The sequence below is a fragment of the Mycobacterium sp. ST-F2 genome (assembly GCF_001905655.1).
Classification (GTDB): Bacteria; Actinomycetota; Actinomycetes; order Mycobacteriales; family Mycobacteriaceae; genus Mycobacterium.
Genome location: NZ_JMHT01000016.1, coordinates 1 through 21,526, shown reverse-complemented (window position 1 = coordinate 21,526; position 21,526 = coordinate 1). Strand labels below are relative to the sequence as shown.

At 69.6% G+C, this 21,526-nt stretch carries 20 protein-coding genes and 2 pseudogenes; 11 read left to right on the top strand and 11 right to left on the bottom strand.

Annotated elements, in window-relative coordinates; genetic code table 11:
* Positions 1–51 precede the first annotated feature (51 nt).
* Both EB75_RS06995 and EB75_RS06990 read left to right on the top strand, forming a co-directional pair.
* Positions 52–1,065, top strand: coding sequence for a VWA domain-containing protein (locus tag EB75_RS06995; RefSeq protein ID WP_064860094.1), 1,014 nt, complete (start codon positions 52–54; stop codon positions 1,063–1,065).
* Between the two features lie 15 nt (positions 1,066–1,080).
* Entirely contained in the window at positions 1,081–1,530 is a 450-nt protein-coding gene (locus tag EB75_RS06990; RefSeq protein WP_064860095.1) for an SRPBCC family protein, read from the top strand.
* On the opposite strand, the gene EB75_RS06985 is transcribed toward EB75_RS06990, so the two are convergent.
* Positions 1,531–2,157: an LGFP repeat-containing protein gene (locus EB75_RS06985; protein ID WP_234785335.1), complete on the bottom strand. Its 627-nt coding sequence runs from the start codon at positions 2,155–2,157 to the stop codon at positions 1,531–1,533.
* Positions 2,158–2,506: 349 nt separating this feature from the next.
* Here EB75_RS06985 and EB75_RS06975 point away from each other — a divergent pair, with 349 nt between their 5' ends.
* On the top strand, positions 2,507–2,791 hold the full coding sequence (locus EB75_RS06975; protein WP_073694737.1) for a hypothetical protein: 285 nt from the start codon (positions 2,507–2,509) through the stop codon (positions 2,789–2,791).
* On the opposite strand, the gene EB75_RS29865 is transcribed toward EB75_RS06975, so the two are convergent.
* Complete coding sequence (locus EB75_RS29865) at positions 2,775–2,984, bottom strand: hypothetical protein (protein WP_286150108.1); 210 nt, start codon at positions 2,982–2,984, stop codon at positions 2,775–2,777. The two genes, EB75_RS06975 and EB75_RS29865, sit on opposite strands and share 17 nt — an antisense overlap.
* A gap of 78 nt (positions 2,985–3,062) precedes the next feature.
* On the opposite strand from EB75_RS29865, the gene EB75_RS06970 reads away from it, so the two are divergent.
* Both EB75_RS06970 and EB75_RS06965 read left to right on the top strand, forming a co-directional pair.
* Positions 3,063–4,406, top strand: coding sequence for a S53 family peptidase (locus EB75_RS06970; RefSeq protein WP_371824488.1), 1,344 nt, complete (start codon positions 3,063–3,065; stop codon positions 4,404–4,406).
* Entirely contained in the window at positions 4,403–5,917 is a 1,515-nt protein-coding gene (locus EB75_RS06965; protein WP_083612044.1) for a hypothetical protein, read from the top strand. Before EB75_RS06970 ends, EB75_RS06965 begins: the two co-directional genes overlap by 4 nt.
* Here the strand turns inward: EB75_RS06965 and EB75_RS06960 are convergent.
* Positions 5,880–6,506, bottom strand: a complete 627-nt coding sequence (locus tag EB75_RS06960; protein ID WP_073694736.1) for an NAD(P)/FAD-dependent oxidoreductase — start codon at positions 6,504–6,506, stop codon at positions 5,880–5,882. The two genes, EB75_RS06965 and EB75_RS06960, sit on opposite strands and share 38 nt — an antisense overlap.
* A gap of 62 nt (positions 6,507–6,568) precedes the next feature.
* Positions 6,569–7,777 (bottom strand): NADH:flavin oxidoreductase/NADH oxidase family protein, encoded by a 1,209-nt coding sequence (locus EB75_RS06955; RefSeq protein ID WP_073694735.1) that lies wholly within the window; start codon positions 7,775–7,777, stop codon positions 6,569–6,571.
* Positions 7,778–7,868: 91 nt separating this feature from the next.
* On the opposite strand from EB75_RS06955, the gene EB75_RS06950 reads away from it, so the two are divergent.
* From EB75_RS06950 to EB75_RS06940, 3 genes are read left to right on the top strand one after another with little or no spacing between them, the layout of a single operon-like run.
* Positions 7,869–8,456 carry a TetR/AcrR family transcriptional regulator gene (locus EB75_RS06950; protein WP_073694734.1) on the top strand — a complete coding sequence of 196 codons (588 nt, stop codon included), beginning with the start codon at positions 7,869–7,871 and terminating at the stop codon, positions 8,454–8,456.
* A gap of 60 nt (positions 8,457–8,516) precedes the next feature.
* A complete protein-coding gene (locus EB75_RS06945; RefSeq protein ID WP_073694733.1) occupies positions 8,517–8,768 on the top strand; it encodes a type II toxin-antitoxin system ParD family antitoxin in 252 nt (83 codons plus the stop codon).
* On the top strand, positions 8,765–9,061 hold the full coding sequence (locus EB75_RS06940; protein WP_073694732.1) for a type II toxin-antitoxin system RelE/ParE family toxin: 297 nt from the start codon (positions 8,765–8,767) through the stop codon (positions 9,059–9,061). The genes EB75_RS06945 and EB75_RS06940 overlap by 4 nt, the downstream gene beginning before the upstream one ends.
* Positions 9,062–9,091: 30 nt before the next feature.
* Here EB75_RS06940 and EB75_RS06935 read toward each other — a convergent pair whose 3' ends face one another.
* From EB75_RS06935 to EB75_RS06915, 5 genes are read right to left on the bottom strand one after another with little or no spacing between them, the layout of a single operon-like run.
* Positions 9,092–11,302 (bottom strand): AAA family ATPase, encoded by a 2,211-nt coding sequence (locus EB75_RS06935; RefSeq protein ID WP_073694731.1) that lies wholly within the window; start codon positions 11,300–11,302, stop codon positions 9,092–9,094.
* Positions 11,299–12,189, bottom strand: coding sequence for a CDP-diacylglycerol--serine O-phosphatidyltransferase (pssA, locus tag EB75_RS06930; protein ID WP_073694730.1), 891 nt, complete (start codon positions 12,187–12,189; stop codon positions 11,299–11,301). The genes EB75_RS06935 and pssA overlap by 4 nt, the downstream gene beginning before the upstream one ends.
* Entirely contained in the window at positions 12,186–12,914 is a 729-nt protein-coding gene (locus EB75_RS06925; protein ID WP_073694729.1) for a phosphatidylserine decarboxylase, read from the bottom strand. Before EB75_RS06925 ends, pssA begins: the two co-directional genes overlap by 4 nt.
* A 29-nt stretch (positions 12,915–12,943) precedes the next feature.
* Positions 12,944–14,131, bottom strand: coding sequence for a molybdopterin molybdotransferase MoeA (moeA, locus tag EB75_RS06920; protein WP_073694728.1), 1,188 nt, complete (start codon positions 14,129–14,131; stop codon positions 12,944–12,946).
* 4 nt (positions 14,132–14,135) lie between these two features.
* Positions 14,136–15,056 (bottom strand): SDR family NAD(P)-dependent oxidoreductase, encoded by a 921-nt coding sequence (locus EB75_RS06915; RefSeq protein WP_073694727.1) that lies wholly within the window; start codon positions 15,054–15,056, stop codon positions 14,136–14,138.
* Between the two features lie 102 nt (positions 15,057–15,158).
* On the opposite strand from EB75_RS06915, the gene EB75_RS06910 reads away from it, so the two are divergent.
* Complete coding sequence (locus tag EB75_RS06910; RefSeq protein ID WP_061000278.1) at positions 15,159–15,974, top strand: HAD-IIA family hydrolase; 816 nt, start codon at positions 15,159–15,161, stop codon at positions 15,972–15,974.
* A 5-nt stretch (positions 15,975–15,979) separates the two neighbouring features.
* On the opposite strand, the gene EB75_RS06905 is transcribed toward EB75_RS06910, so the two are convergent.
* Complete coding sequence (locus EB75_RS06905) at positions 15,980–17,698, bottom strand: DEAD/DEAH box helicase (RefSeq protein WP_061010274.1); 1,719 nt, start codon at positions 17,696–17,698, stop codon at positions 15,980–15,982.
* Positions 17,699–17,898: 200 nt separating this feature from the next.
* On the opposite strand from EB75_RS06905, the gene EB75_RS06900 reads away from it, so the two are divergent.
* Together EB75_RS06900 and EB75_RS06895 are read left to right on the top strand one after the other, a co-directional pair.
* On the top strand, positions 17,899–18,660 hold the full coding sequence (locus EB75_RS06900; RefSeq protein ID WP_073694726.1) for a polysaccharide deacetylase family protein: 762 nt from the start codon (positions 17,899–17,901) through the stop codon (positions 18,658–18,660).
* Positions 18,661–18,670: 10 nt separating this feature from the next.
* Positions 18,671–19,369 (top strand): annotated as a pseudogene (locus tag EB75_RS06895) (M24 family metallopeptidase).
* Between the two features lie 39 nt (positions 19,370–19,408).
* Here the strand turns inward: EB75_RS06895 and EB75_RS29210 are convergent.
* Positions 19,409–21,526, bottom strand: a pseudogene (locus EB75_RS29210) (PE family protein); the annotation flags it as partial.

The window sequence follows — 21,526 nt, the reverse complement described above, 5'->3', positions numbered from 1 at the left end:
GCACCGACTCCTACACTTTTCACTTATGGTGACGAACGCGACGGGGCGCCGATGAGTCTTCCGGGAATCGGATCGGTGTCGTTGTCGGGCTTCGCGCACCCCTGGCTGCTCCTGACCGCACTGCTGCCCATCGCGTTGGTGGCCGCCTATCTCGCGGCGCAACGCAACCGCGCCAGCCGGCTGCGCAGCTATGCCGGCGACCAGCCGCGCACCGACGTCGTACCGATGCAGCCGACGCGCTGGCGGCACCTCCCGATGGTGTTCTCGGTGGCCGCGCTGCTGTCCCTGACCGTCGCGCTCGCCGCCCCCACCCACGAGATCAAGACCCCGCGCAACCGCGCGGTGATCATGCTCGTGATGGACGTCTCCCGGTCCATGGAGGCCGACGACGTCTCCCCGAGCCGGCTGGCCGCGGCGAAAGACGCCGCCAAGCAGTTCGCGAAGAAGCTGACCCCCGGCGTGAACCTCGGCCTGGTCACGTTCTCCGGGAACACCAACCTGCTGGTGTCGCCGACGCCGGACCACAACGCCACCATCACCGCGCTGGACCACCTCACCGTCGACGACGGCACCGCGACCGGCGACGGCATCTTCGCGGCCCTGCGCGCGATCTCGACCCTGGCCGACGTGCTCGGTGGCAGTGGCAACACCGAAAAGCCGCCGAAACGCATCGTGTTGCTGTCCGACGGCGCGGAGAACCGGCCCGGCAACCCGGACAGCCCGCACGGCGCCTACACCGCGGCGCGGACCTCCAAGGAGTCGGACACCCCGATCTCGACCATCGCGTTCGGGACCAAGGGCGGCAAGATCAAGGTCGACAACCAGAGCGTCAACGTCCCGGTCAACGACACCACCATGAAGCGGGTCGCCGAGCTCTCCGGTGGGCAGATGTACACGGCGGCCAAGATCGAGGACCTCAACAAGAGCTACGACGCCATCCAGCAGCAGATCGGCTACGAGATCATCCGCGGACCCGGCGGTACCGCGTGGCTGCGCCTCGGCGTGTTCGCGCTGACCTGTGCGGTGATCTCCGCGCTGGTGATCAACCGGCGGCTGCCGACATAGGGTTGAATACGACTCGTGGACAACGAAATTCGGGTCGTCAGCGCCAGTCGTGACATCGCCGCACCGGCGGCGGAGATCTTCGAGCTCATCGCCGACCCCGCACAGCAGCCGCGCTGGGACGGCAACGACAACCTGGCGGAGGCGCCCGTCGACCAACGCGTGCACGCCGTGGGTGACGTGTTCGTCATGGGCCTGACGTTGGGGACCAACCGCGAGAACCACGTCGTGGAATTCGTCGAGGGACGGCGCATCGCGTGGAAGCCGTCCGAACCCGGGCTGCCGCAGCCGGGCCATCTGTGGCGCTGGGAACTCGAGCCCATCGACGACGGGCACACCCGCGTCACCCACACCTACGACTGGACCGCGCTGACCGACGAGAAGCGGCTGAACCGGGCCCGGCGGACCTCGGCCGAGTGGCTGCAGGCGTCGTTGTCCCGGCTTGCCGCACTCGCCGAGGAGCAGTGACTACTGCTTGGGGGTGATGGTGGCCTTGAAGGTGCCGTCACCCTGGTTCAGCCAGGTGATGGTGCCCTTCTGGAACTCGCTGATCCAGCCGCCCTTTGGCGCGTCCGGTCCGCCTGCGGTCTGGGCTTCGTCCGTGGTCGGGAAACCCAATTCGCCTCCGGCGCCGCCCTTTTCCGTGTACTCGCGGAGGATCTCACCCTGCACGAGGTGGGCGCCCGTCGCCGGCGAGCTGAAGATGGTGCCCTTCGCGAAGGCCTGCACCGTGCCGTCGCCGACCTTCTGCGGCTGGGCGGTCGGCTGGCCGAGAGCAGCTTCGCCACCGGCTTTCTGGTAGGCGTCGGCGACGGGACCGTCCAAGGTGACGTCGCCCACGCCCGGCACGCTCATGGTGGTCGGCGACCCGGCCATGGCCGACGAGGCGGCGCTCGACGCGGAACTGGCGGCGGACGATGCGGCGCTGGCTCCCGAGCTGGCGACGGACGATGCCGCGCTGGCTCCGGAGCTGGCAGCCGACGACGCGGTGGAACCGATGTCCTTGGTTTGGGAGCAGGCCACGACGGCAGCTCCGGTGAGTGCGGCGACGCCGATGGCGGCGGCGGTACGGCGGACGAGCAATTCGGTTTTCACGTGAGACTTCCTCTATGAATTCGACAGGTGAAACGACTTCGCCATTGAAGTCCGAACACTTTCGACCGTATTGGTCACTGGTACGGCACGTACTACTTTGCGGGAATTGCCGGGTGCTTTTGGTTCACTGCCGTCTCATTTGTCCCAGCGGTCGCAGTCGCGTGGGTTTCAGGGCTCTGAGCTGTTGTTTGCCAGCAGCGTGCGATGTCCCACTATCGGGCTAGATATCCCAGTGGTGGAAATCGCTTGTCGGTATGCTGTGAGAAGCGAATCAGATTACGATCGCGATGCCCGTTTCTTCGTGGCTACAGCCGTCGGGGCGAACGGAATGGACAAAAGGAGAATCGGTATGACCACCGTTCGGCACTCGACCCGCAAGAAGATGGTGGCCGGCCTCGCCGTGACCGCCGGACTCGCGATGGGCCTGCTCTCTTCCTGTGGCGAGAAGGCCAAGGAAGAGCCGACCACCACCACGAGCACCACGACCACGACGTCGGCACCCGCCTCGTCGTCGCCGGTGACGCCGAGCGAGAAGGGCGGGCCCACCAAGGGTGGCAACTCGTTCTCCCCGTCGGTGAAGGCTCCGGGACCGCAGACGGCGCTGCCGGGCAACGTCGTCACCGCTCCGCACTAGGAACGGGAGCCCCATCCCAGTAGGTCGCCGATGCGCCGTACGGCGCATCGGCGCGGTACTGGTAGCGGCCGGGCTGACGGCGCTGGCGTCCGCCGGCCCGCCCGCTGAGCGGGGTGGCCGTCTGGCCCTGACCGGCCCACTGGCCCATCTGCTGTCGGCTTCGGCTGATCTCGGCCCGTCCGCGGCAGCTCACGTCGAACTGACCGCTGCGCTGACACGTGCCGCCCGGCCCGATGGGTTGATCCAATGGGCGCGAGCCGCCGGGCTTTCGGTGCAGTGGCGGCCCGGCGACGACTGGGCCACCGTCGAAGGCGACGCCCGTGCCATGGCGCGGGCGTTGCGTGTCGATGTCCGCGACTACCGCGGGCGCCGCGGGCAGACCTTCTATGCGGCGACCAGCCAACCCGAGCTGCCGCCGGTGTTGGTTCCCGAGTTGAGCGGATTCGGCAGGCTCCTCGGGTACACGCCGTTCCGGGAGTCGCGGCCGCTGATCGCGCCGCGCGACGTCCCCGCCGGCGGTCTCTCGGCCCAGGACCTGCGCCGGGCCTACAACGTCTTTCCGCTGTCCGATCAGGGATACACCGGCAAGGGCCGCACCATCGTCATCTTCGGTTTCGACGGCTTCGATCAATCCGATCTCGACATGTTCGCCGAACTGAACCAGTTGCCGCGCTTCACTCCCATCGTGGTGGGGGACATGCCATCCGAGCGCACCGGCGAGACCACGATGGATCTCCAGATGGCGCACGCCATCGCTCCCGACGCCCAGACCGTCTACGTCAATGCCCGGCCGACCGTGTCCGGCGACGGCGCCTATCGCAAGATCGGCGAGATGATGGCCGACGCCGACCGGCGCTTCCCGGGCGCCGAGTGGAGCCTGTCCATAGGGTGGGGCTGCGACAAGATGCTCACCGCCGCCGATCTGGCACCCGTGCGGTCGGCACTGGCGCGGGCGCACCGCAGCGGCACCACCGCCTTCGATGCCAGTGGCGATCTCGCGGGGCTGGAATGCAAAGGCGGGCAGGACTGGTCGGCACCGCCGAGCATCGACGACATCGGACTCGACTCGGTGGCATCGGTACCCGAGATGACGGCCGTCGGCGGCACCACGCTGTCCACCGACGAGCACGGCCAATGGCTCGGCGAGCAGGCCTGGTTCGACGTGCCCCTCACCCACGGCAGTGGCGGCGGGGTATCGGCGCTGTTCGACCGCCCGGCCTGGCAACGGGGTGTGCCGTCGGACCGCGGCCGCAACAAGCGGCTCGTCCCCGACGTCTCGGCCGTCGCGGATTTCTTCACCGGGGCCCGCATGGTCTTCCACGGCGAAACCGTGCTGGCCGGAGGCACTTCCATGTCCGCGCCGATCTGGGCCGGGATGGCGGCGGTGATCGACCAGTACCTGCTCGATCACGGCGGGCGACTGCTCGGCGACCTGAACCCGCTGCTGTACCGCGTGCAGCGGGCGGGACGGCTCCCGGCGTTCCACGACGTCACCGTCGGCGGTAACGCGATAGCGATGGCCGGCCCCGGCTTCGACTCCGTCACCGGCCTGGGCACACCCGATATCGACAAGCTGGCACGCAGCCTGCTGGTGGCGCAGGGGACAACCGGATGAGCGGCATCGGATTGGTGAGCACGCTGTTCCCAGAGCTTCCGGCCCACGGTCGGCGGTCCTTCCAGATCGCCATGGCTGCATTCGTCGCCTGGCTGGCCGTTGCGGCGGTGCTGCGGTTGCCGGGCCTCTTCATCGCGACGGTGGCCGTGGGGATTCCGCTGCTGTTCGTGCTGTACGCCCGACAGCTGGATTACCGGGGCCCGGCGAAGGTCCGGCTGCTCGTGAGCACGGGCCTAGGCATCGCGTTCGGCGTGGCCTTCGCCTTCGGGTCCGGTGCGGTGGTCGCGCGCGCCTATGGCGTCCCGCTCGAAAGTGGTGTTGCCGCAGTGCATCTGCGGACCGTCGAGGCCGGCCTCTCTGCGGTGGAGGCGCTGTTGGTGATAGCGCCCGCGCTGCTCCTCCGAGTGTTCAGCCCGGGAGACCGAAAGGCGTTGTACGGCTACGTGATCGGGGCGACCGGCGCGCTGGGTGCAACGGCCGCGACCACGATCGTCCGGATGTTCGCCCAGCTCGATTCGGGGCTGGTCGACCACGATCAGCCGTTGTCGGATTTCCTCATCGAAGCCGTGATCCGTGGCATCACCATGCCCATCACCGCGGCCGCCGCTGCCGGGATGCTCGGTGCCGCACTGTGGTTCCGGCCCCGCGGCCGGCGGATCTGGTGGCGCGTACTGCTGATCGCCGTCGTGCCGGTGCTGGCGCACGTGTGGCTCGGCGACGAGGATTCGGCCGGCATCTCGCAGTGGGCGAAGACGGCATGGCACGTCGGATTCGCTGTGCTGGGGGTGCTGTTACTCCGCCTGGTCCTGCAATTGACGCTGCGGAACGAAGATGCCGACGACGCGGAACGCGACGTACGCGTGCTGTCCGCACCGCGACTGGTCGCGACGTGGACCGCGGTGATCGTGGTGCTGGCCCTCGGGTTGGTCGGAATCTCCGCTGCCACAACCCAACCGACGGCGCGGTATCAGTGCCCGCCCAATTGCGGGCACCCGCTGATGGGCAAGCCCGTGGTGATCAACCCCAGGTTCACCGCGCCCGACGGCGCTTTCAGCGTCTCCTATCCGGCGCCGGGTACCGCATATTCGGTGACGATGAACGACACCGGCGTGACGGCCCAGTACACCGGTGGCACCGGCGGGGTGATGCGGCTGTGGGGGGAGCCGGCGCAGGGCCGGGACGCCAAGGACATCACGACCGCATTGCTGCTGGACGCGTTTCCGGATTCGCGTGTGGCCTACGAGATCCCCAACGCACTGGTTGGATATCACCCGGGCTACGGCGTCGCTGCCGATGACTGGCCGGACGGACAGAACGTCGTCGCCTCGCGGACCCGCATCCTGATCATGGTGGCGGTGCAGGACGATCTGGCGCTCGTCGCCGCGGCGGCGGGGCCGTTTCAGGAATTCGGGCCCGGTTCCGGCCCGCCGACCGGGGCCAGCCTGGAGCTGGCCGCGGATATGGGCAAGTACGTCAACAGCTTCCGGTGGCGGGGAGACCCGCCGCGCTGACGGCGGCCGACGTGCGCACCGGCCGCTGGACCAGATGATCCATCGGGGTGAAACTGTTGGTGCGACGGCGGAAATCGGCAGTGCCGCGCGGCCGGAAACTGGCGTAGTTCTGTTGGGCCGCCGGTGTCGGTTCGACCACGGCGAAACCGAAGTCGCGGGCGTAGGCCACTGCGGTCGCGACGTAGTCCGCCTGGGACTCCCGCATCTGTTCGACCGAGTTGTGTCGCAGCCCGATGTTCGGGCCGTGCACCAGATAGCAGTTGGGGAAGCCGTGGACCGACGTCCCCAGATAGGCGACGGGCTCGCCGTCCCAGCTTTCGGCCATGGACATGCCCTCGGTGCCGAACAGCCGGTCGGCCAGCGCGTCGGTGTCGACGACGATGTGGGTTGCCGTCCGTTCGTCATTCGCGGTCGTGACGAGCCAGCGCTGCCGGTCCGCCTGCCAGTGCAGCGCCGTCACATCGTCGGTGTCGTGATCGATCAGCACGACGTCGTCAATCCCGGCCTGGTGCAGCCGAACCGCCGCCGCAAGGGCACCCGGGCCGGTGACCACGATCGCGACGTGGTTGTGGGGGACGGGCTGGTTCATCGGTGGTCCTCGAGTGCGATGGGAGACTTCAGGTCGGACGGCTGCGTGGGCAGCCATTTGCGTTAGCGCGCAAGGGCTTTGCGCTGAACCCGTTGATCGACGATGAGGGCGTACAGCGGATGTGCGCGGGCCGTCGGCTCGAGGCCTTGCGTGATCTGCCGCATCTGGTAGCGCACCAATGCCATGCTCGCCGCCGACGCCAGCGTCTTGTCCGACCACGTCACCGGCTTGAGGCGCCGGGTGGCTTCCTCACCGCGGCTCCAGCGGTTGGGCAGATCCGGGGTGACGGCGATGGCGGTACCCATGCCGACGATGTCGATACCGTTGGCCAGCACCGTGTTCGCGGTGTCCTGCCGGGTGATGCCGCCGGTGAGCATCAGCGGGATGGGGCTGGTCTTGGCGAGTTCTGCGGCCAGCTCCAGGAAGTACGCCTCGCGGGCCGCGGTGCGACTGTCCGCAGCGCGCCCGGTCATGGCCGGGCTCTCGTAGCTGCCACCGGACAGTTCGACGACGTCGACGCCGAGCGGCGCGAGCATCTCGATGACGCGCAGGGCATCGTCGGCGTCGAAGCCGCCGCGCTGGAAGTCCGCCGAGTTCAGCTTGACGGCGACCGCGAACTCCGGGCTGACGGCCAGCCGGATCTGGCGGACGATCTCCAGCAGCAGGCGGGCCCGGTTCTCCAGCGACCCACCCCACTCGTCGGTGCGGGTGTTGACCAACGGCGACAGAAACTGCGACAGCAGGTAGCCGTGCGCGGCGTGTACCTCGACGCCGTCGAAGCCGGCTTCCTCGGCGCGCGCCGCGGTGGTGACGAACCGCTGGATGGTGGCGCCGATCTGCTGCGGCGTCATGGCGCTCGGCCGGCCGAACCGCTTGCTGTGCTTGCCGACATCCACCGCGACGTCCGACGGGCCCCACACCACGCCCGGCATGTTGGCGTTGACCTGGCGGCCGGGGTGGCTGATCTGCATCCACATCTTCGTGCCGCCTGCTTTGCCGGCCTTGGCCCACTTCACGAACGGCTCGAGCGGCGAGTTCGCATCGAGGACGACGCCGCCCGGTCCGGTGAGAGCCTCGGCGTGGACCATGACGTTGCCGGTGATCAGGACGCCCGCGCCGCCGACGCCCCAGCGGTGGTACAGCGCGATGAGCCGATCGTCGGGCGCCTGGCCGGGGCCGGCGAGACCTTCCTCCATCGCGGCTTTGGCGATGCGGTTTCGGAGCGTCTGACCGGATGCGAGGGTGAAGGGGGTGAAGAGTGTGGGAGACATCGGCTGCCTTCGGGTCGGTATGATGTAAACGCTGCTCACATTTCTAGTGGGCAATGTGAACAGTGTCAACATTTGTGAGGCAGGACTCGGGATGACGTCGAAAGCGGTGTCGAAGCCGGGGTACCACCACGGCGATCTGCGGACCGCCCTGGTGCAGTCGGCGCTGGCGCTGCTGGAAGAGGAGGGCGCCGCGGCGCTCTCGATGCGCGCCGTCGCCCGCCACGCCGGGGTCACCGCCGCCGCGCCCTACCGGCACTACCAGGACCGGGACGCGCTGATGTCAGCCGTCGCGGCCGTCGGCTATCGCGAACTGGCCGCGGACCTGGTGGCCGTCAGCCCGTCCCCGTCGACGGCCGACGAGATCGCCGACGTCGCCATCGCCTACGTTCAGTTCGCGCTGCGGCGTCCCGCGCTGTTCCGCGCCATGTTCAGTGAGCAGTGCGATGCCGGGAGTCCCGAGCGGGTCGACGCGGTCGCGGCGATCTCGGCCTATCTCAAGGCGAACATCGCGCGGGTGTTCCCGGATGCCGATGCCGATGCGTTGAGCGACGCCGTCTGGGCGCTCGTGCATGGACTGGCGTTCCTGTTCCTGGACGGCAAGTTCGACAGCACCGACTCCGGTGAGCTGGAACGGCGCGTCCGGTCCGCGGTGCAGGCCGTCGTGGGTTTGGCTGGTTAGCGCCCCTCGTGCCATCGCTGCGACGGCCCAGGGTTACCAAAAACTGGTATTGTTCGGGATGTGGGCAGGAACACCTCATTCAGTCTCGATGAGCACTACAGCGCGTTCATCGAGACTGAAGTCGCGTCCGGTCGTTATCGATCGGCCAGTGACGTAGTGCGATCCGCATTGCGACTGCTCGAGGATCGGGAGACTCGACTGAGGGCGTTGCGCCAGGCCCTTGTGGATGGTGAACGTAGCGGTGAATCAACAGAATTCGACTTTGATGAGTTCGTATCGCGCAAACGGGCCGAGGGTTCCCATCGTCAGTGAGCCGTTATGTACTTTCGCCCGCGGCGCGCGCCGACTTGGAAGATGTCTGGGACTACACATGTGAGCGCTGGAACGCTGATCAGGCGCAGGCGTACGTTCGGGAGATTCAACATGCCATCGAACGCATCGCGGAGTCGCCGATGATCGGGCGAGCGTGCGACGACGTTCGCCCGGGTTACCGGAAACATGCGGTGGGATCGCACGTGCTGTATTACCGGCTCATCTCCGGGGAAATCATCGACGTCGTGCGCATCCTCCATCAGCGGATGGATGTGCCTCGGCACTTTGACTGAGGCTCGCGTAGCTTGTTTCGATTGCGAAACTCAGCGCCCTTCGGCGAACTCCCGAAGTGATTGCACCTGAACGGGATCCAGTGACGGCCGCACCGTCTCGCGGGCCTTGGCGACGTCGGCCGCGGTGACATCGGCGGCGTCGATGGACCGGCGCATCGCGGTCAGCGCCGCTTCGCGCAACAGGGCGACGCAGTCCGCGGCGCTGTAGCCGTCGAGTTCACCGGCCAACTCGCCGAGGTCGACGTCGGGCGCCAGGGGAATGGATTTGCCTGCGGTACGCAGGATTTCGCGACGGGCCTCGGCGTCGGGCGGCTCGACGAACACCAGCTTCTCCAGCCGGCCCGGCCGCAGCAGCGCGGGGTCGATGAGATCCGGCCGGTTGGTCGCACCGACCACCACGACGTCGCGCAACGGGTTGATGCCGTCGAGTTCGGTGAGCAGCGCGGCCACCACACGGTCGGTGACACCGGAATCGAAGCTCTGCCCGCGGCGCGGCGCCAGCGCGTCCATCTCGTCGAGGAACACCAGCGATGGCGCGGAATCGCGTGCGCGCTGGAACAATTCGCGGACGGCGCGCTCCGACGAGCCGACCCATTTGTCCATCAACTCGGCGCCCTTGACAGCATGCACCGACAACCGGCCGGAACTGGCCAAGGCCCGCACCAGGAACGTCTTGCCGCAGCCGGGCGGCCCGTACAACAGCACGCCCCGGGGCGGTTCCACGCCGAGACGCTCGAAGGTGTCCGGGCGCTGCAGTGGCCACAGCACCGCTTCGGTCAGCGCCTGCTTCGTCGCCACCATGTCGCCGACGTCGTCGAGCGTCACCGACCCGACCGCGACCTCCTCGGTCGCCGACCGCGACAGCGGCCGGATCACCGACAGTGCGCCGGCCAGATCATCCTGCGTCAGAGCCGGTTCGGCACCGTCGGCGCTGGCGCGGGCGGCCGCCCGCAGCGCGGCCTCGCGCACCAGGGCGGCGAGATCGGCGACGACGAATCCCGGTGTGCGCCCGGCGATCTCGTCCAGGTCCAGGTCCTTGGCGGGCACCGACCGCAGCAGCACCTCCAGCAGGGCCTTGCGGGTGGCGGCGTCGGGCAGGGTCAGTCCCAGTTCGCGGTCGCACAGATCAGGCGCGCGAAGGCGGGCGTCCACGCCGTCGGGCACGGCCGACGTCGCGATGAACGCCACACCGCGGCTGGCGACGGCCTTGCGGAGCTCGGTCAGGATCAACGTGGCCACGGGCTCGGCGACCGCGGGCAACAGCGCGTCGATGTCGGTGATGAGCAGGACACCACCGCCGTCGCGCACCGAGCTCACGGCAGCGGCGACCCCGGCCAGTCGGTCCTCGGCGCGCAGCGCCCCGACCTCCGGCCCGTCGAGCTCGACGAGGCGGCGTGACGTGCACACCGCGCGCACCATGGCGGCCTTGCCGACGCCCGCGGGCCCGGACACCAGGACGCCCAGATTGGCGGTGGCACCCAGGGTTTCGAGGAGTTCGGGTTCGTCGAGGGCCAGCTTGAGCCACTCGGTCAGTCGCGTCACCTGGGCGTGTACGCCCTTGAGGTCATCGACCGAAACGGTTTGGGCGTCAGTCGTTTTCGCGGGGGAGATCACCGGTTGCGCGGCTGCCGTGACGACGGTGGCATCACCCCAGCTGACCACTGAATTCGGTTGCACGCTGACCGGTCCGGCCGGGTCGACGGCTGTCACGGTGAGCAGCTCTGAGGTCCAGGTGATGCCGACCTGCGTGGCCAGCGCCGCGGTGGCCGCGGACGTCGAGGTGCCCGGACCCAGATCGCGCGGCAGCAGTGACACCGTGTCGCCGACCGTCATCACCTTGCCCAGCAATGCCATTCGCAACGTCGCCGGGGAGATCGAGCTGCTGGCCAGTCGCGAACCGCTGACGGTCACCGAGCGGGCGCCGTACACCGTCGCCGGTGACACCAGCACCGGCGCGTCGGCCCGGATGCCGGCATTCGACAGGGTCACATCGTCGAGCAGCGCGGTGCCCGGGGGAGTCCCGGTGGCGGCCACCCCGACCACCGCGCAGGTGGTGCGCGTGCCGGTCAGCGACACCGCGTCCCACTCGCGGATACCCAGGGCAGCTATCGCTTCCGGGTGCAGCAGCACCACGCCGCGGCGGGCGTCGAGTGCTGAGGTGTTGAGCCGGGCGGTGAGCTGGAGCTGCGCGCCGGACGGGTCGGATGCGCCCTGCAGGGCCTGTGCCTGCGGGGGCGTCATCGACGAGGACCCGGCCTACGCAACCGCAGCCGGGCCGTGGACCGGCGCTGCCCGCGGTCGGTGCGACGCGGCTGCGCACGGCGGATGGCGCGGCGGGCCTGTCGCTGTTCCTTGGGTTTGTCGTCCCAGACCTCGGGGTGTGCACGCAGCCAGGCCTTGGTCCGGACCGCGAACGGGATGTGGATCACGTAGGCGACGATGATCACCAGGATGACGATGTAGCCGTACATCACCGAGGCGGCCACCAGGATGGCCAGCAGCGCCAGCAGCGGCAGGGCCATGTTCGGCGGGATGGCGAAGGTGTGCACCTTGCGCATCGGGACGGTGCTGACCACCAGCAGCGAGACGCCGATCAGCCAGATGCAGATGAAGATCTGACCCCAGTGCGAATCCCACCAGGGGCCGGGGAACTGCATCTTGGCCGCCAGCGGGCCGATGGCGCCGATCGCGCCGGCCGGGGCCGGCATGCCGGTGAAGAACTCCTTCTCGAACGCCGGGCCCTCCACGTCGAGCATGGCGTTGAAGCGCGCCAGCCGCAGCACGATGCACACCGCGTACAGCAGCACCACGATCCAGGCGAGCGGCGAGCTGTTGTGCTCCAGCAGCGTGGCGTACACGATGAACGCCGGCGCCACGCCGAAGTTCACGGCGTCGGCCAGCGAGTCGATCTCCGCGCCCATCTTGGACGTCGCGTTCAGCATGCGGGCCGCGCGGCCGTCGAGCGCGTCGAGGATCGCGGCACCCGCCAGCAGCGCCATGGCCTCGGTGGGCCGGTGGTCGAGGGCGTACTTGACCGCCGACAGACCCAGGCAGATCGCAGCGACCGTCAGGGCGCTGGGGACCAGCTTCCGCAGGCTCACCTGCGGAGTCTTGATCCGGGGTTTCATGCCGGCGACCCGCTCGGCAGGTCTGCCAGCACCGTCTCGCCGCCGATGGCGCGCTGCCCGATCTCGACGCCGATCACGGAGCCCTTGGGCAGGTAGGTGTCCAGGCGGGAGCCGAACCGGATGAGGCCGTACGTCTCGCCCAGCGCCAGGTGCGCACCCGGGTGGGTGCTGCACACGATGCGGCGGGCCAGCAGACCGGCGAGCTGCACCGCGACGACGTCGTGGCCGTCGGCGGTGCGCAGCCAGAGGCTGTTGCGCTCGTTGTCCTCGCTGGCCTCGGCCTTGTCGGCGGACAGGAACTGGCCCGGCTTGTGCTTGACGGTGATCACCTCGCCGGCCACCGGCGCGCGCTGCACATGCGCGTCGAACAGCGACAGGAAGATGCTGACGCGCGGCAGCGGCTCGTCGGACAGGTTCAGCTCGGCGGGCGGGACGGCCTCGTCGATGAGCGTCACCAGGCCGTCGGCCGGCGCGACGACGACGCCGGGCCGGCTCGGTGGCGTCCGCGGCGGATGCCGGAAGAACCCGGCGCACGCGGCGGCCGCGGCCAGTCCGGCCGCCCGGACCCAGCGCTTGCGGTGGCCGATCGCGGCGACACCGAGGGCGCCGCCGACGAACGGCAGCCCGGCCGGGTGCATCGGGGGAACGGTGGAACGGACCAGGTCGACGAAACGTGACAGTTCGGACTCTGGAGTGTCAGCTGGGGGGCGCGCAGGTCTGGCCATGGGGACTCGATTCTACGGTTTGCGGGGCTCTAACTGAGATCCCAGACGGGCACGGGCGATCCAGCCGCTAATTCGACCACGTCCTCGCCGATGTCCAGCAGGCAGTTTGCCGTCGCCAGCCACCGGAGGTGGTGCGACGCCGGCGGGCCGTAGCTGCTCACCTGCTCATCGGTGCCGAGCACGCCGCGGCGGAACTGGCGTTTCCCGGCGGGGGAGGTCAGCTTCTCGGTGAGCGTCGCCGGGCGGCGCGGTCGCTGCGACGGCAGGCCCATCGCCGCGCGCAGCGGTGGCCGGATGAAGACCTCGAACGACACCAGCGCCGAGACGGGGTTGCCCGGCAACGTGACGATGGGCGTGCCGCCGACGGTCCCGGCGCCCTGCGGCATGCCGGGCTGCATCGCGACCTTCACGAACTCGACATCGCCTGAAAGGGCGTCTTTCACCACCTCGTACGCGCCGGCGCTGACGCCGCCCGTGGTGACGATCAGGTCGACGTTCTGGGCATGGCCGGCCAGGGTCTCCCGGAACAGCGCCACGTCGTCGGATGTCGCCGGTGCGGTCGTGACGTCGGCGCCGGCCTCACGTAGCGCGGCGGCCAGCATCACGGCGTTGGACTCGTAGATCTGTCCCGGTTGCAGCGGCGTGCCCGGCGCGACCAGCTCCGTTCCGGTGGACAGCACCAGGACCCGTTGCCGCGGAATAACTTTCAGCTCGGCCAGGCCCAGGGCGGCAGCCAGACCCAGGGCCGCGGGGGAGAGCACCTCGCCGGCGGACAGCACCGTCATCCCGGCGGTGACGTCCTCGCCGGCCCGCCGAATGCTCCGGCCTTCGGGGACCGCCGAGTAGATCGACACGACGTCGGTCGCCCCGTCCGTGGCCTCGACCTGGACCACCGCGGTGGCGCCCGCCGGCAGCATGGCGCCGGTCATGATCCGGTGCGCGGTGCCGGGCGCCAGAGTCAGCAGGTCGGTGCGTCCGGCCGGAATGTCCTCGGCGACAGGCAGTTTCACTGGATTGTCGGCGGTGGCGGTGGCCACGTCGGCGGCCAGGACGGCGTAACCGTCCATCGCCGAGTTGTCGAAACCGGGCAGCGACAGCGGCGCCACCACGTCCTCGGCAAGGGCCAGCCCCAGCGCGTCGGCCAGCGGCACCGCGACGGCGGGCCGGGCGCTGATCAGTCCGGCGACAACGTGCTGATGTTCCTCGACGGTCCGCATGAGGCTAGATCGCGAAGGTGACGCCGGTGAGCTCTTCGGACACCGCCCACAACCGCCGCTGGATGCCGGCGTCGTGCGACTGGGCGGTCGACTGCACCAGCACCGGGTGGCCGACCAGCTGGAGGAGACCGGAAGGCCCGTAGTACTCGCCGCCGCGCGCATCAGGGTCGACGGCGGCCCGCAAGGTGGCCAGCGCGCCGACCTCGGGGCTGTTGGCGACCAGCCCGCTGATCTGGTTGAAGCCGGGCAGGCCGGAGCCGGGGATGTGGCGCATCAACTCGGTGTTCGAGATGCCGGGATGGGCCGCGACCGAGATGGTTTCGGCGTTCGTGGCCACGAGCCGGCGTTGCAGCTCGTAGGCGAACATCAGGTTCGCCAGCTTCGACTGCCCGTACGCCGCGACCCGGTTGTAGCGGCGCTTCTCCCACTGCAGGTCGGCGAAGTCGATCTTCCCGAGGATGCGGTGCGCGATGCTGCCGAGGGTCACCACGCGCGAACCCGGGACGGACAGCAGGTTCTCGATGAGCAGTCCGGTGAGCGCGAACGCGCCGAGGTGATTGGTGCCGAACTGCAATTCGAAGCCGTCGGCGGTGATCTGCTTGGGCGGGTACATCACGCCGGCGTTGTTGATCAGCAGGTCGATCCGCGGATAGGCCGCCCGCAGGTCGTCGGCCGCCGCGCGGACCGAGGTCAGCGAACCCAGGTCCAGCTTCTGCACGACGACGTCGGCGTTCGGGGTGCTCGCCCGCAGCCGGGCGGCGGCGTCGTCGCCTTTGGCGGTGTCGCGCACCGCCATCACCACGCGAGCGCCCTTGCCCGCCAACACCCGCGCCGTCTCGTATCCCAGCCCGGTGTTGGAGCCGGTGACGATCGCCACCCGCCCGGTCTGGTCCGGCACATCATTGGCCGTCCACTGGGGGCTCATGCGCGATTCGCTCCGCTACTCGCTTGTGTGCTCATGCGCGAAGACACTACCGAGCGAACCGCCTGAGTTGCGCGGGAGCGGCGGGCGTTTACTGTCGGCACCATGGCAATCGGCGGGGTGCTCTTCGACATCGATGGTGTCCTGGTGACCTCGTGGCGTCCGATCGACGGTGCGGCCGAGACCTTGCGGGCGCTCGAGGAGCGTCAGATCGCCCGGTCGTTCCTGACCAACACCACCACCAAGACCCGTCAGCAGATCGCCGAATTGCTTTGTGCGGCAGGCATCGAGGTCGCCGCCGACGAGGTCGTCACCGCAGCGGTGCTGACCGCCGACTACGTGCGTGACCGCTACCCCGGTGCCCGATGTTTCCTGGTGAACAGCGGCCAGATCGGTGCGGACATGCCCGGCGTCGATCTGGTGTACGCCTCCGACTTCGCTGGCCCGCAGCAGCCCGACACGCCAGACGTGGTGCTGCTCGGTGGCGCGGGGCCCGAATACACGCATCTGACCCTCAGCTGGATCTATGACTGGATGACCCGCGGCGTCCCCGTCGTCGCCATGCACCGCAGCAACGCGTGGAACACCGCCGACGGGCTACGGGTGGACACCGGGCTGTATCTGGCGGGGCTGGAACAGACCACCGGTCATCAGGGCACCGCCGTCGGCAAGCCCGCACCCGCCGGGTTCTTCACCGCGGCCGCGCGGCTCGGCGTCGAACCCGAAGAGATGTACATGGTCGGCGACGACCTCAACAACGACGTCCTCGCGGCCCAGGTCGTCGGGATGACGGGCGTGCTCGTGCGGACCGGAAAATTCCGCCAGGACACGCTGGACCGTTGGGCCGCAGACGAATTCGCGATGCAGCCGAACTACGTGCTGGACTCCGTCGCCGACCTGCCGGAGCTGCTGGGCCTCTGAGGGCCTCAGGCCGTCAGCTCCCGCTGCATGTTGCGGATCGCGGCGATGCGGTCCTGCAGCTGCTCGCGGGTCGCGGCCGCCACCGGGGGACCCGGGTGCCGGCGGCGCAACTCGTTGTGGATCCAGCCGTGCGGCTTGCCGGTGCGGTGGTGGAACGCCGCCACCAGCAGGTTCAGTTCCTTGCGCAGCTCGCGCAGCTGGCCGTGGGTGGTCATGGGCGGGGGCGGTGCGCCAGTGGCAGCGGCCTTGGCGCTGCGCTTCTGCAACTGCTCGTCCTGGCGCCTGCTCAGCAGGTCGCGCATCTGGGTGTGATCCAGCAGACCGGGAATGCCGAGATAGTCGGCTTCCTCGTCGCTGCCGGCCTCGGTCGCGGTACCGAACGACGAGCCGTCGAAGATCACCTGGTCCAGCTCGGCGTCCGAGCCGAGCATCTCGAAGCCGTTCTCCAGCTCCGACTTCTCGTCTTCCTTCTTCTGCGCCTGCTCGAGCAGTTCGTCGTCAAGGCCGTCGGACACGCGGTGGGGCTTGCCGAGCACGTGGTTGCGCTCGCGCTCCAGCTCGCTGGCCAGCTCCAGCAGGTTCGGCACCGACGGCAGGAAGATGCTGGCCGTCTCGCCCTTGCGGCGCAGCCGCACGAACCGGCCGATGGCCTGCGCGAAGAACAAGGGGGTCGACGCGCTCGTCGCGTACACGCCGACCGCGAGCCGCGGCACGTCGACACCCTCGGACACCATGCGGACCGCGACGAGCCAGCGGCTGGTGCCCTCGGAGAACTGCGAGATGCGAGCCGACGCCGTCGGGTCATCCGACAGGATGACCGTCGCTTCCTCGCCCGTGATGGTGTGCAGCAGCTTGGCGTAGGCGCGGGCGGTGGTCTGGTCGGTGGCGATGATCATGCCGCCGGCGTCCGGGATGCTCTGCCGCAACTGCCCCAGCCGCTTGTTGGCCGCCGCGATCACCGCGGGCATCCATTCGCCTTCGGGGTTCAGCGCGGTACGCCAGGCCCGGGCGGTCTGCTCGGCGGTGAGTGGTTCGCCGAGGCGGGCCGCGTGCTCCTCGCCGGCACTGTCGCGCCAGCGGGCCTCGCCCGAGTACGCCATGAAGACCACCGGCCGCACCACGCCGTCGGCGAGCGCGTCGGAGTAGCCGTAGGTGTGGTCGGCCACCGACTGCTGATGGCCGCTGCCGTCGGGCTCGTACTGCACGAACGGGATGGGGCTGTCGTCGGACCGGAACGGGGTCCCGGTCAGGCAGAGGCGCCGCGTCGCATCGTCGTAGGCCTCGCGGATGGCCTCGCCCCAGCTCTTCGCGTCGCCGCCGTGGTGGACCTCGTCGAAGATCACCAGCGTCTTGTGGTTCTCGGTGCGCACCCGGTGTCGGGTCGGGTGGCTGGCGACCTGGGCATAGGTGACGACGATGCCGTGGTAGTCCGACGACGTCTGCCCCGTCGAGTTGCTGAACTTGGGGTCCAGCGCCATGCCGACGCGCGCCGCGGCTTCCGCCCACTGGGTCTTGAGGTGCTCGGTCGGGACGACGACCACGACCTGGTCGACGGTGCGCTCTGTCAGCAACTCACCGGCGATCCGCAGGGCGAAGGTCGTCTTGCCTGCACCCGGGGTCGCGACAGCAAGAAAATCACGCGGCTTGGCGGTGAGATACCGCACCAAAGCCCGACGTTGCCAGCCCCGCAAAGCCTGGGTGCTGGGCGCTGCATAAGCCCGCACCCGAAGACTCCTCCTTGGTCGAAGGGCAGTCTAGGGCAACGGGTTCGGGCGGTGCACTTTCCTCGGCGTGTCCTGGGACGAGTCGGGCCAGTCCTACTCGACGACGAAATTCATAGGGTGGCCCACCATTCACCCGGTTCGCGGTGAACTCACAGGCTCTGGACACGCGCTGTTCAGAGTCGCGGCCTAGCGTCCGTGCCGTGATAACCAGACGCGCCTTCCTTGCTGCTGGGGCTGCTGCTGCCGGTTCGCTGGCATTGGCGTCCCGGGCGTCTGCGGCGCAGGATCCGGCCGCCGTCGCGAGCCAGTACGCGCGCGGGGTGCCAACCCAGTGGGGGATGGCATTGCCCGGGATCGTCACCTCGGTCCCCGCCGGCGGACGCCAGATCGCCCTGACGTTCGATGCGTGCCGTGGCGGTGTCGACGATGCACTGCTCGACACGCTGCAGCGCAACAACGTGCCTGCGGTGCTCTTCTTCAACTCCCGGTGGGTCGATCAACACCCGGATCGTGCCGCACAGCTGGCCGCCAACCCGCTGTTCGAGATCGGCAACCACGGCACCCGACACGTGCCGCTGTCGGTGACCGGCCGGGTGGCTTACGGCATCGGCGGCACGCGGTCGGCTGCCGAGGTCGTCGACGAGGTGTGGGGCAATCAGATGAAGCTCACCGCGCTGACCGGGAAGGCACCCACCTGGTTCCGCCCCGGCACCGCCCACTACGACGACGTGGCGGTGCAGATCGTGCGCGATCTCGGGCTGCAGCCACTCGGGTTCAGTGTCAACGGCGACTGTGGTGCGACGCTGCCGGCCGCCCGGGTGCGCGCGAATGTGGTTGGTGCGCAACCTGGTTCCGTCGTCATCTCCCACATGAACCACCCGGGTTCGGGTACCGCCGCGGGATATGCGGCGGCGATCGCCGAGATGAAGGCGGCGGGCTGGGAGTTCGTGCGACCCGCCTAGCATCGGTGGCATGGAGAAGATCGATGAACAGGCCCGTGTCGCACACCTTCTCGATGCCCAGCGCAAGGCGGCGGAACTGTTCGTCGCCATCGAAGAACGTGGACTGATCCGGCCGGGTGCCGGCGAGCGTCAGGTGACCGACGAGATCCGTGATCTGGCCGCCGAAATCCTCGGCGTCACCCGGCACTGGCACAAGCGGATCGTCCGCGGCGGCGAGAACACGCTGTCGACCGCGCGGGAGAACCCGCCCGACAGGGTGATTGCCGACGACGACATCGTGTTCGTCGACCTGGGGCCGCTCTTCGAGGAGTGAGAAGCCGACTTCGGCCGTACCTTCGTACTCGGCGACGATCCGCGAAAGTTGGCCTTGCGCAACGATTTACCGAAGGTATGGGAAGCGGCTCGGACGCACTTCGAGTCGACTCCGGATATCACCGGCGCGCAGCTGTTCGACCACGTCGTCGGGCTGAGTCGGGCTGCCGGGTGGGAATTCGGTGGCACCATCGCCGGACACCTGGTGGGAGAGTTTCCGCACGAGAAGATCGCCGGCCACGAGATCGACTCCTACGTGGCGCCTGGTTCGGACCTGCCGATGCGGCGCGTGGATTCGCAAGGGCGGCAATGCCATTGGATTCTGGAGGTGCATCTCGTCGAGCCCGGCCGGAGATTCGGCGGCTTTCAGGAGGAACTGTTGGACCTGCGGGGGTGATGCGGTGTGGCGCCGACCGCCGGCGCCACACCGCACCCGTCAGACCAGGATTCCGCTGCCACCGGCCGGGTTGCCGGTGCCTCCGGAACCACTGGCGCCGCTGCTGCCCGTGGCACCGTCGGTGCCGTCGTGGGTGCCGTGGCCGCCGTTGGCGCCGCCCGAACCGCCGGCGCCTCCCGCGCCGCCGGCGGGACCGTTGCCACCGGCGCCGGTTATCGAACCGGTTCCGCCGCTACCGCCGTTGCCACTGGCGCCACCCGTGCCGCCGGCACCGCCGTTGCCGCCGTTGCCCCATTGGGTGACGTTGTCGTTGTAGCCCTTACCGCCGTCGCCGCCGGTACCACCGGCGCCGCCGACGCCACCGTCACCGCCCACGCCACCGACGTTGTCGCCGGTGCTGCCGCCCTTACCGCCGGCTCCCGCGGCGCCGCCGGTGCCACCGACGCCGCCTGTGGACCCGGCGTTGCCGTTGATGAACGGGGTGCCGTTCGCGCCGGTCTGGCCGTCGCCGCCGACGCCACCATTGCCGCCGGTGCCACCCTTGCCGCCGGCACCGTCGATGCCGTTCACGGATGTCCCGCCCGCTCCACCGTTACCGCCTGCGCCGCCTGCGCCGCCGGTGCCACCGAAGCCGCCACCGCCGCTGATCCCGGCCGCGTTGTTGGAGCCGAAGGCAGGGAGCCCGCCGACGCCGCCGTTCCCGCCGGTGCCACCCTTGCCGCCGGCACCGCCTGCGCCGCCGACGCCCGAGACGGTGCCGCCGGCGCCGCCGACGCCACCATTACCACCGGCGCCCGCGGCGCTGCCGGACAAGCCGGTCGCCCCCAGCGAGGCCCCGATGGTCCCGTTGGCGCCGTTGCCGCCCGTTCCACCGGCACCACCGGCACCGCCGTCGCCGGTCAGGCCGCCCGAACCGCCGGCGCCACCGTCGCCACCGCGGCCCGCGGTGCCGAGGATGGTGAGGGCGTCGAAGCCGTTGCCGCCCTTACCGCCGTCCCCTCCGAAGCCGCCCGCGCCGCTGGCGGCTTGGTTGGCGCCGTTGCCGTTGAAGCCGCCCGCGCCGGCGTTACCGGCGCTGCCGCCGGTGCCGCCCTTGCCGCCGTCGCGCTGGATCGACGAGATGCCGTCCGAACCGGCACCACCGGTGCCGCCGTTGCCGGCCTTACCGCCCTTGCCGCCCTTGCCGCCGTTGCCGACGGTGCCGTGGGCCGCGCTGCCGCCCTTGCCGCCGACTCCGCCGTTACCGCCCGCGCCACCGGAACCACCGGTGTTGCCGCCGAGGATGCCCGAGCCGCCGCTGCCGCCGTTACCGCCTGCGCCACCGGTACCACCGGAGCCGCCGTTACCGGCGTTGGTGCCACCGGCACCACCGATGCCGCCGGCGCCGCCGTGGCCGCCGTTGGGACCGTTTTCGCCAAGTGCCGCAAGGCCATCGGCGCCATTGCCGCCCGCACCGCCGGCGCCGCCGTTGCCGCCATTGCCATCAGTGCCACCGGTGCCACCGTTACCGCCGGCGCCGCCGTTGCCCGCGATGCCGATCGCGGTGATGGTGTCGAAGCCATCGCCACCCTTACCGCCGTTGCCGCCGTTACCGCCCGTGCCGCTGGCGGCTTGGTTGGCGCCGTTGCCGTTGAAGCCTCCGGTACCGGCGCTGCCGGCGTTGCCGCCGTCACCGCCCTTGCCGCCGTTGGGGATCAACGACGAACTGCCGTCGGAGCCATTGCCGCCGTTGCTGCCGTTTCCGGCGTTGCCGCCCTTGCCGCCGTTGCCGACGGTGCCGTGAGCAGCGGCGCCGCCCTTGCCTCCGGCGCCGCCATTACCGCCGTTGCCGCCGTTTCCACCGCCGCCGAGCGCTCCGCCGCCGAGGACACCCGAGCCGCCGGAACCACCGTTACCGGCATTGCCGCCGATACCGCCGTTACCGCCGTTGCCCGCGTTGGTGCCACCGGCACCACCGGTGCCACCGGCGCCGCCATGGCCGCCGTTGGGCCCGCTTTCACCAAGTGCCGCAAGGCCATCGGCGCCATTGCCGCCCGCACCGCCGGCGCCGCCGTTGCCGCCATTGCCATCAGTGCCACCGGTGCCACCGTTACCGCCGGCGCCGCCGTTGCCCGCGATGCCGATCGCGGTGATGGTGTCGAAGCCATCGCCACCCTT

Coding starts and splice junctions, on each gene's coding strand:
- EB75_RS06915 (WP_073694727.1), bottom strand. CDS start 15,056: ATGAGCCCCCAGTGGACGGCCAATGATGTGCCGGACCAGACCGGGCGG.
- EB75_RS06910 (WP_061000278.1), top strand. CDS start 15,159: ATGGCAATCGGCGGGGTGCTCTTCGACATCGATGGTGTCCTGGTGACC.
- EB75_RS06935 (WP_073694731.1), bottom strand. CDS start 11,302: ATGACGCCCCCGCAGGCACAGGCCCTGCAGGGCGCATCCGACCCGTCC.
- moeA (WP_073694728.1), bottom strand. CDS start 14,131: ATGCGGACCGTCGAGGAACATCAGCACGTTGTCGCCGGACTGATCAGC.
- EB75_RS06950 (WP_073694734.1), top strand. CDS start 7,869: ATGACGTCGAAAGCGGTGTCGAAGCCGGGGTACCACCACGGCGATCTG.
- EB75_RS06975 (WP_073694737.1), top strand. CDS start 2,507: ATGACCACCGTTCGGCACTCGACCCGCAAGAAGATGGTGGCCGGCCTC.
- EB75_RS06995 (WP_064860094.1), top strand. CDS start 52: ATGAGTCTTCCGGGAATCGGATCGGTGTCGTTGTCGGGCTTCGCGCAC.
- EB75_RS06925 (WP_073694729.1), bottom strand. CDS start 12,914: ATGGCCAGACCTGCGCGCCCCCCAGCTGACACTCCAGAGTCCGAACTG.
- EB75_RS06965 (WP_083612044.1), top strand. CDS start 4,403: ATGAGCGGCATCGGATTGGTGAGCACGCTGTTCCCAGAGCTTCCGGCC.
- EB75_RS06955 (WP_073694735.1), bottom strand. CDS start 7,777: ATGTCTCCCACACTCTTCACCCCCTTCACCCTCGCATCCGGTCAGACG.
- pssA (WP_073694730.1), bottom strand. CDS start 12,189: ATGAAACCCCGGATCAAGACTCCGCAGGTGAGCCTGCGGAAGCTGGTC.
- EB75_RS06960 (WP_073694736.1), bottom strand. CDS start 6,506: ATGAACCAGCCCGTCCCCCACAACCACGTCGCGATCGTGGTCACCGGC.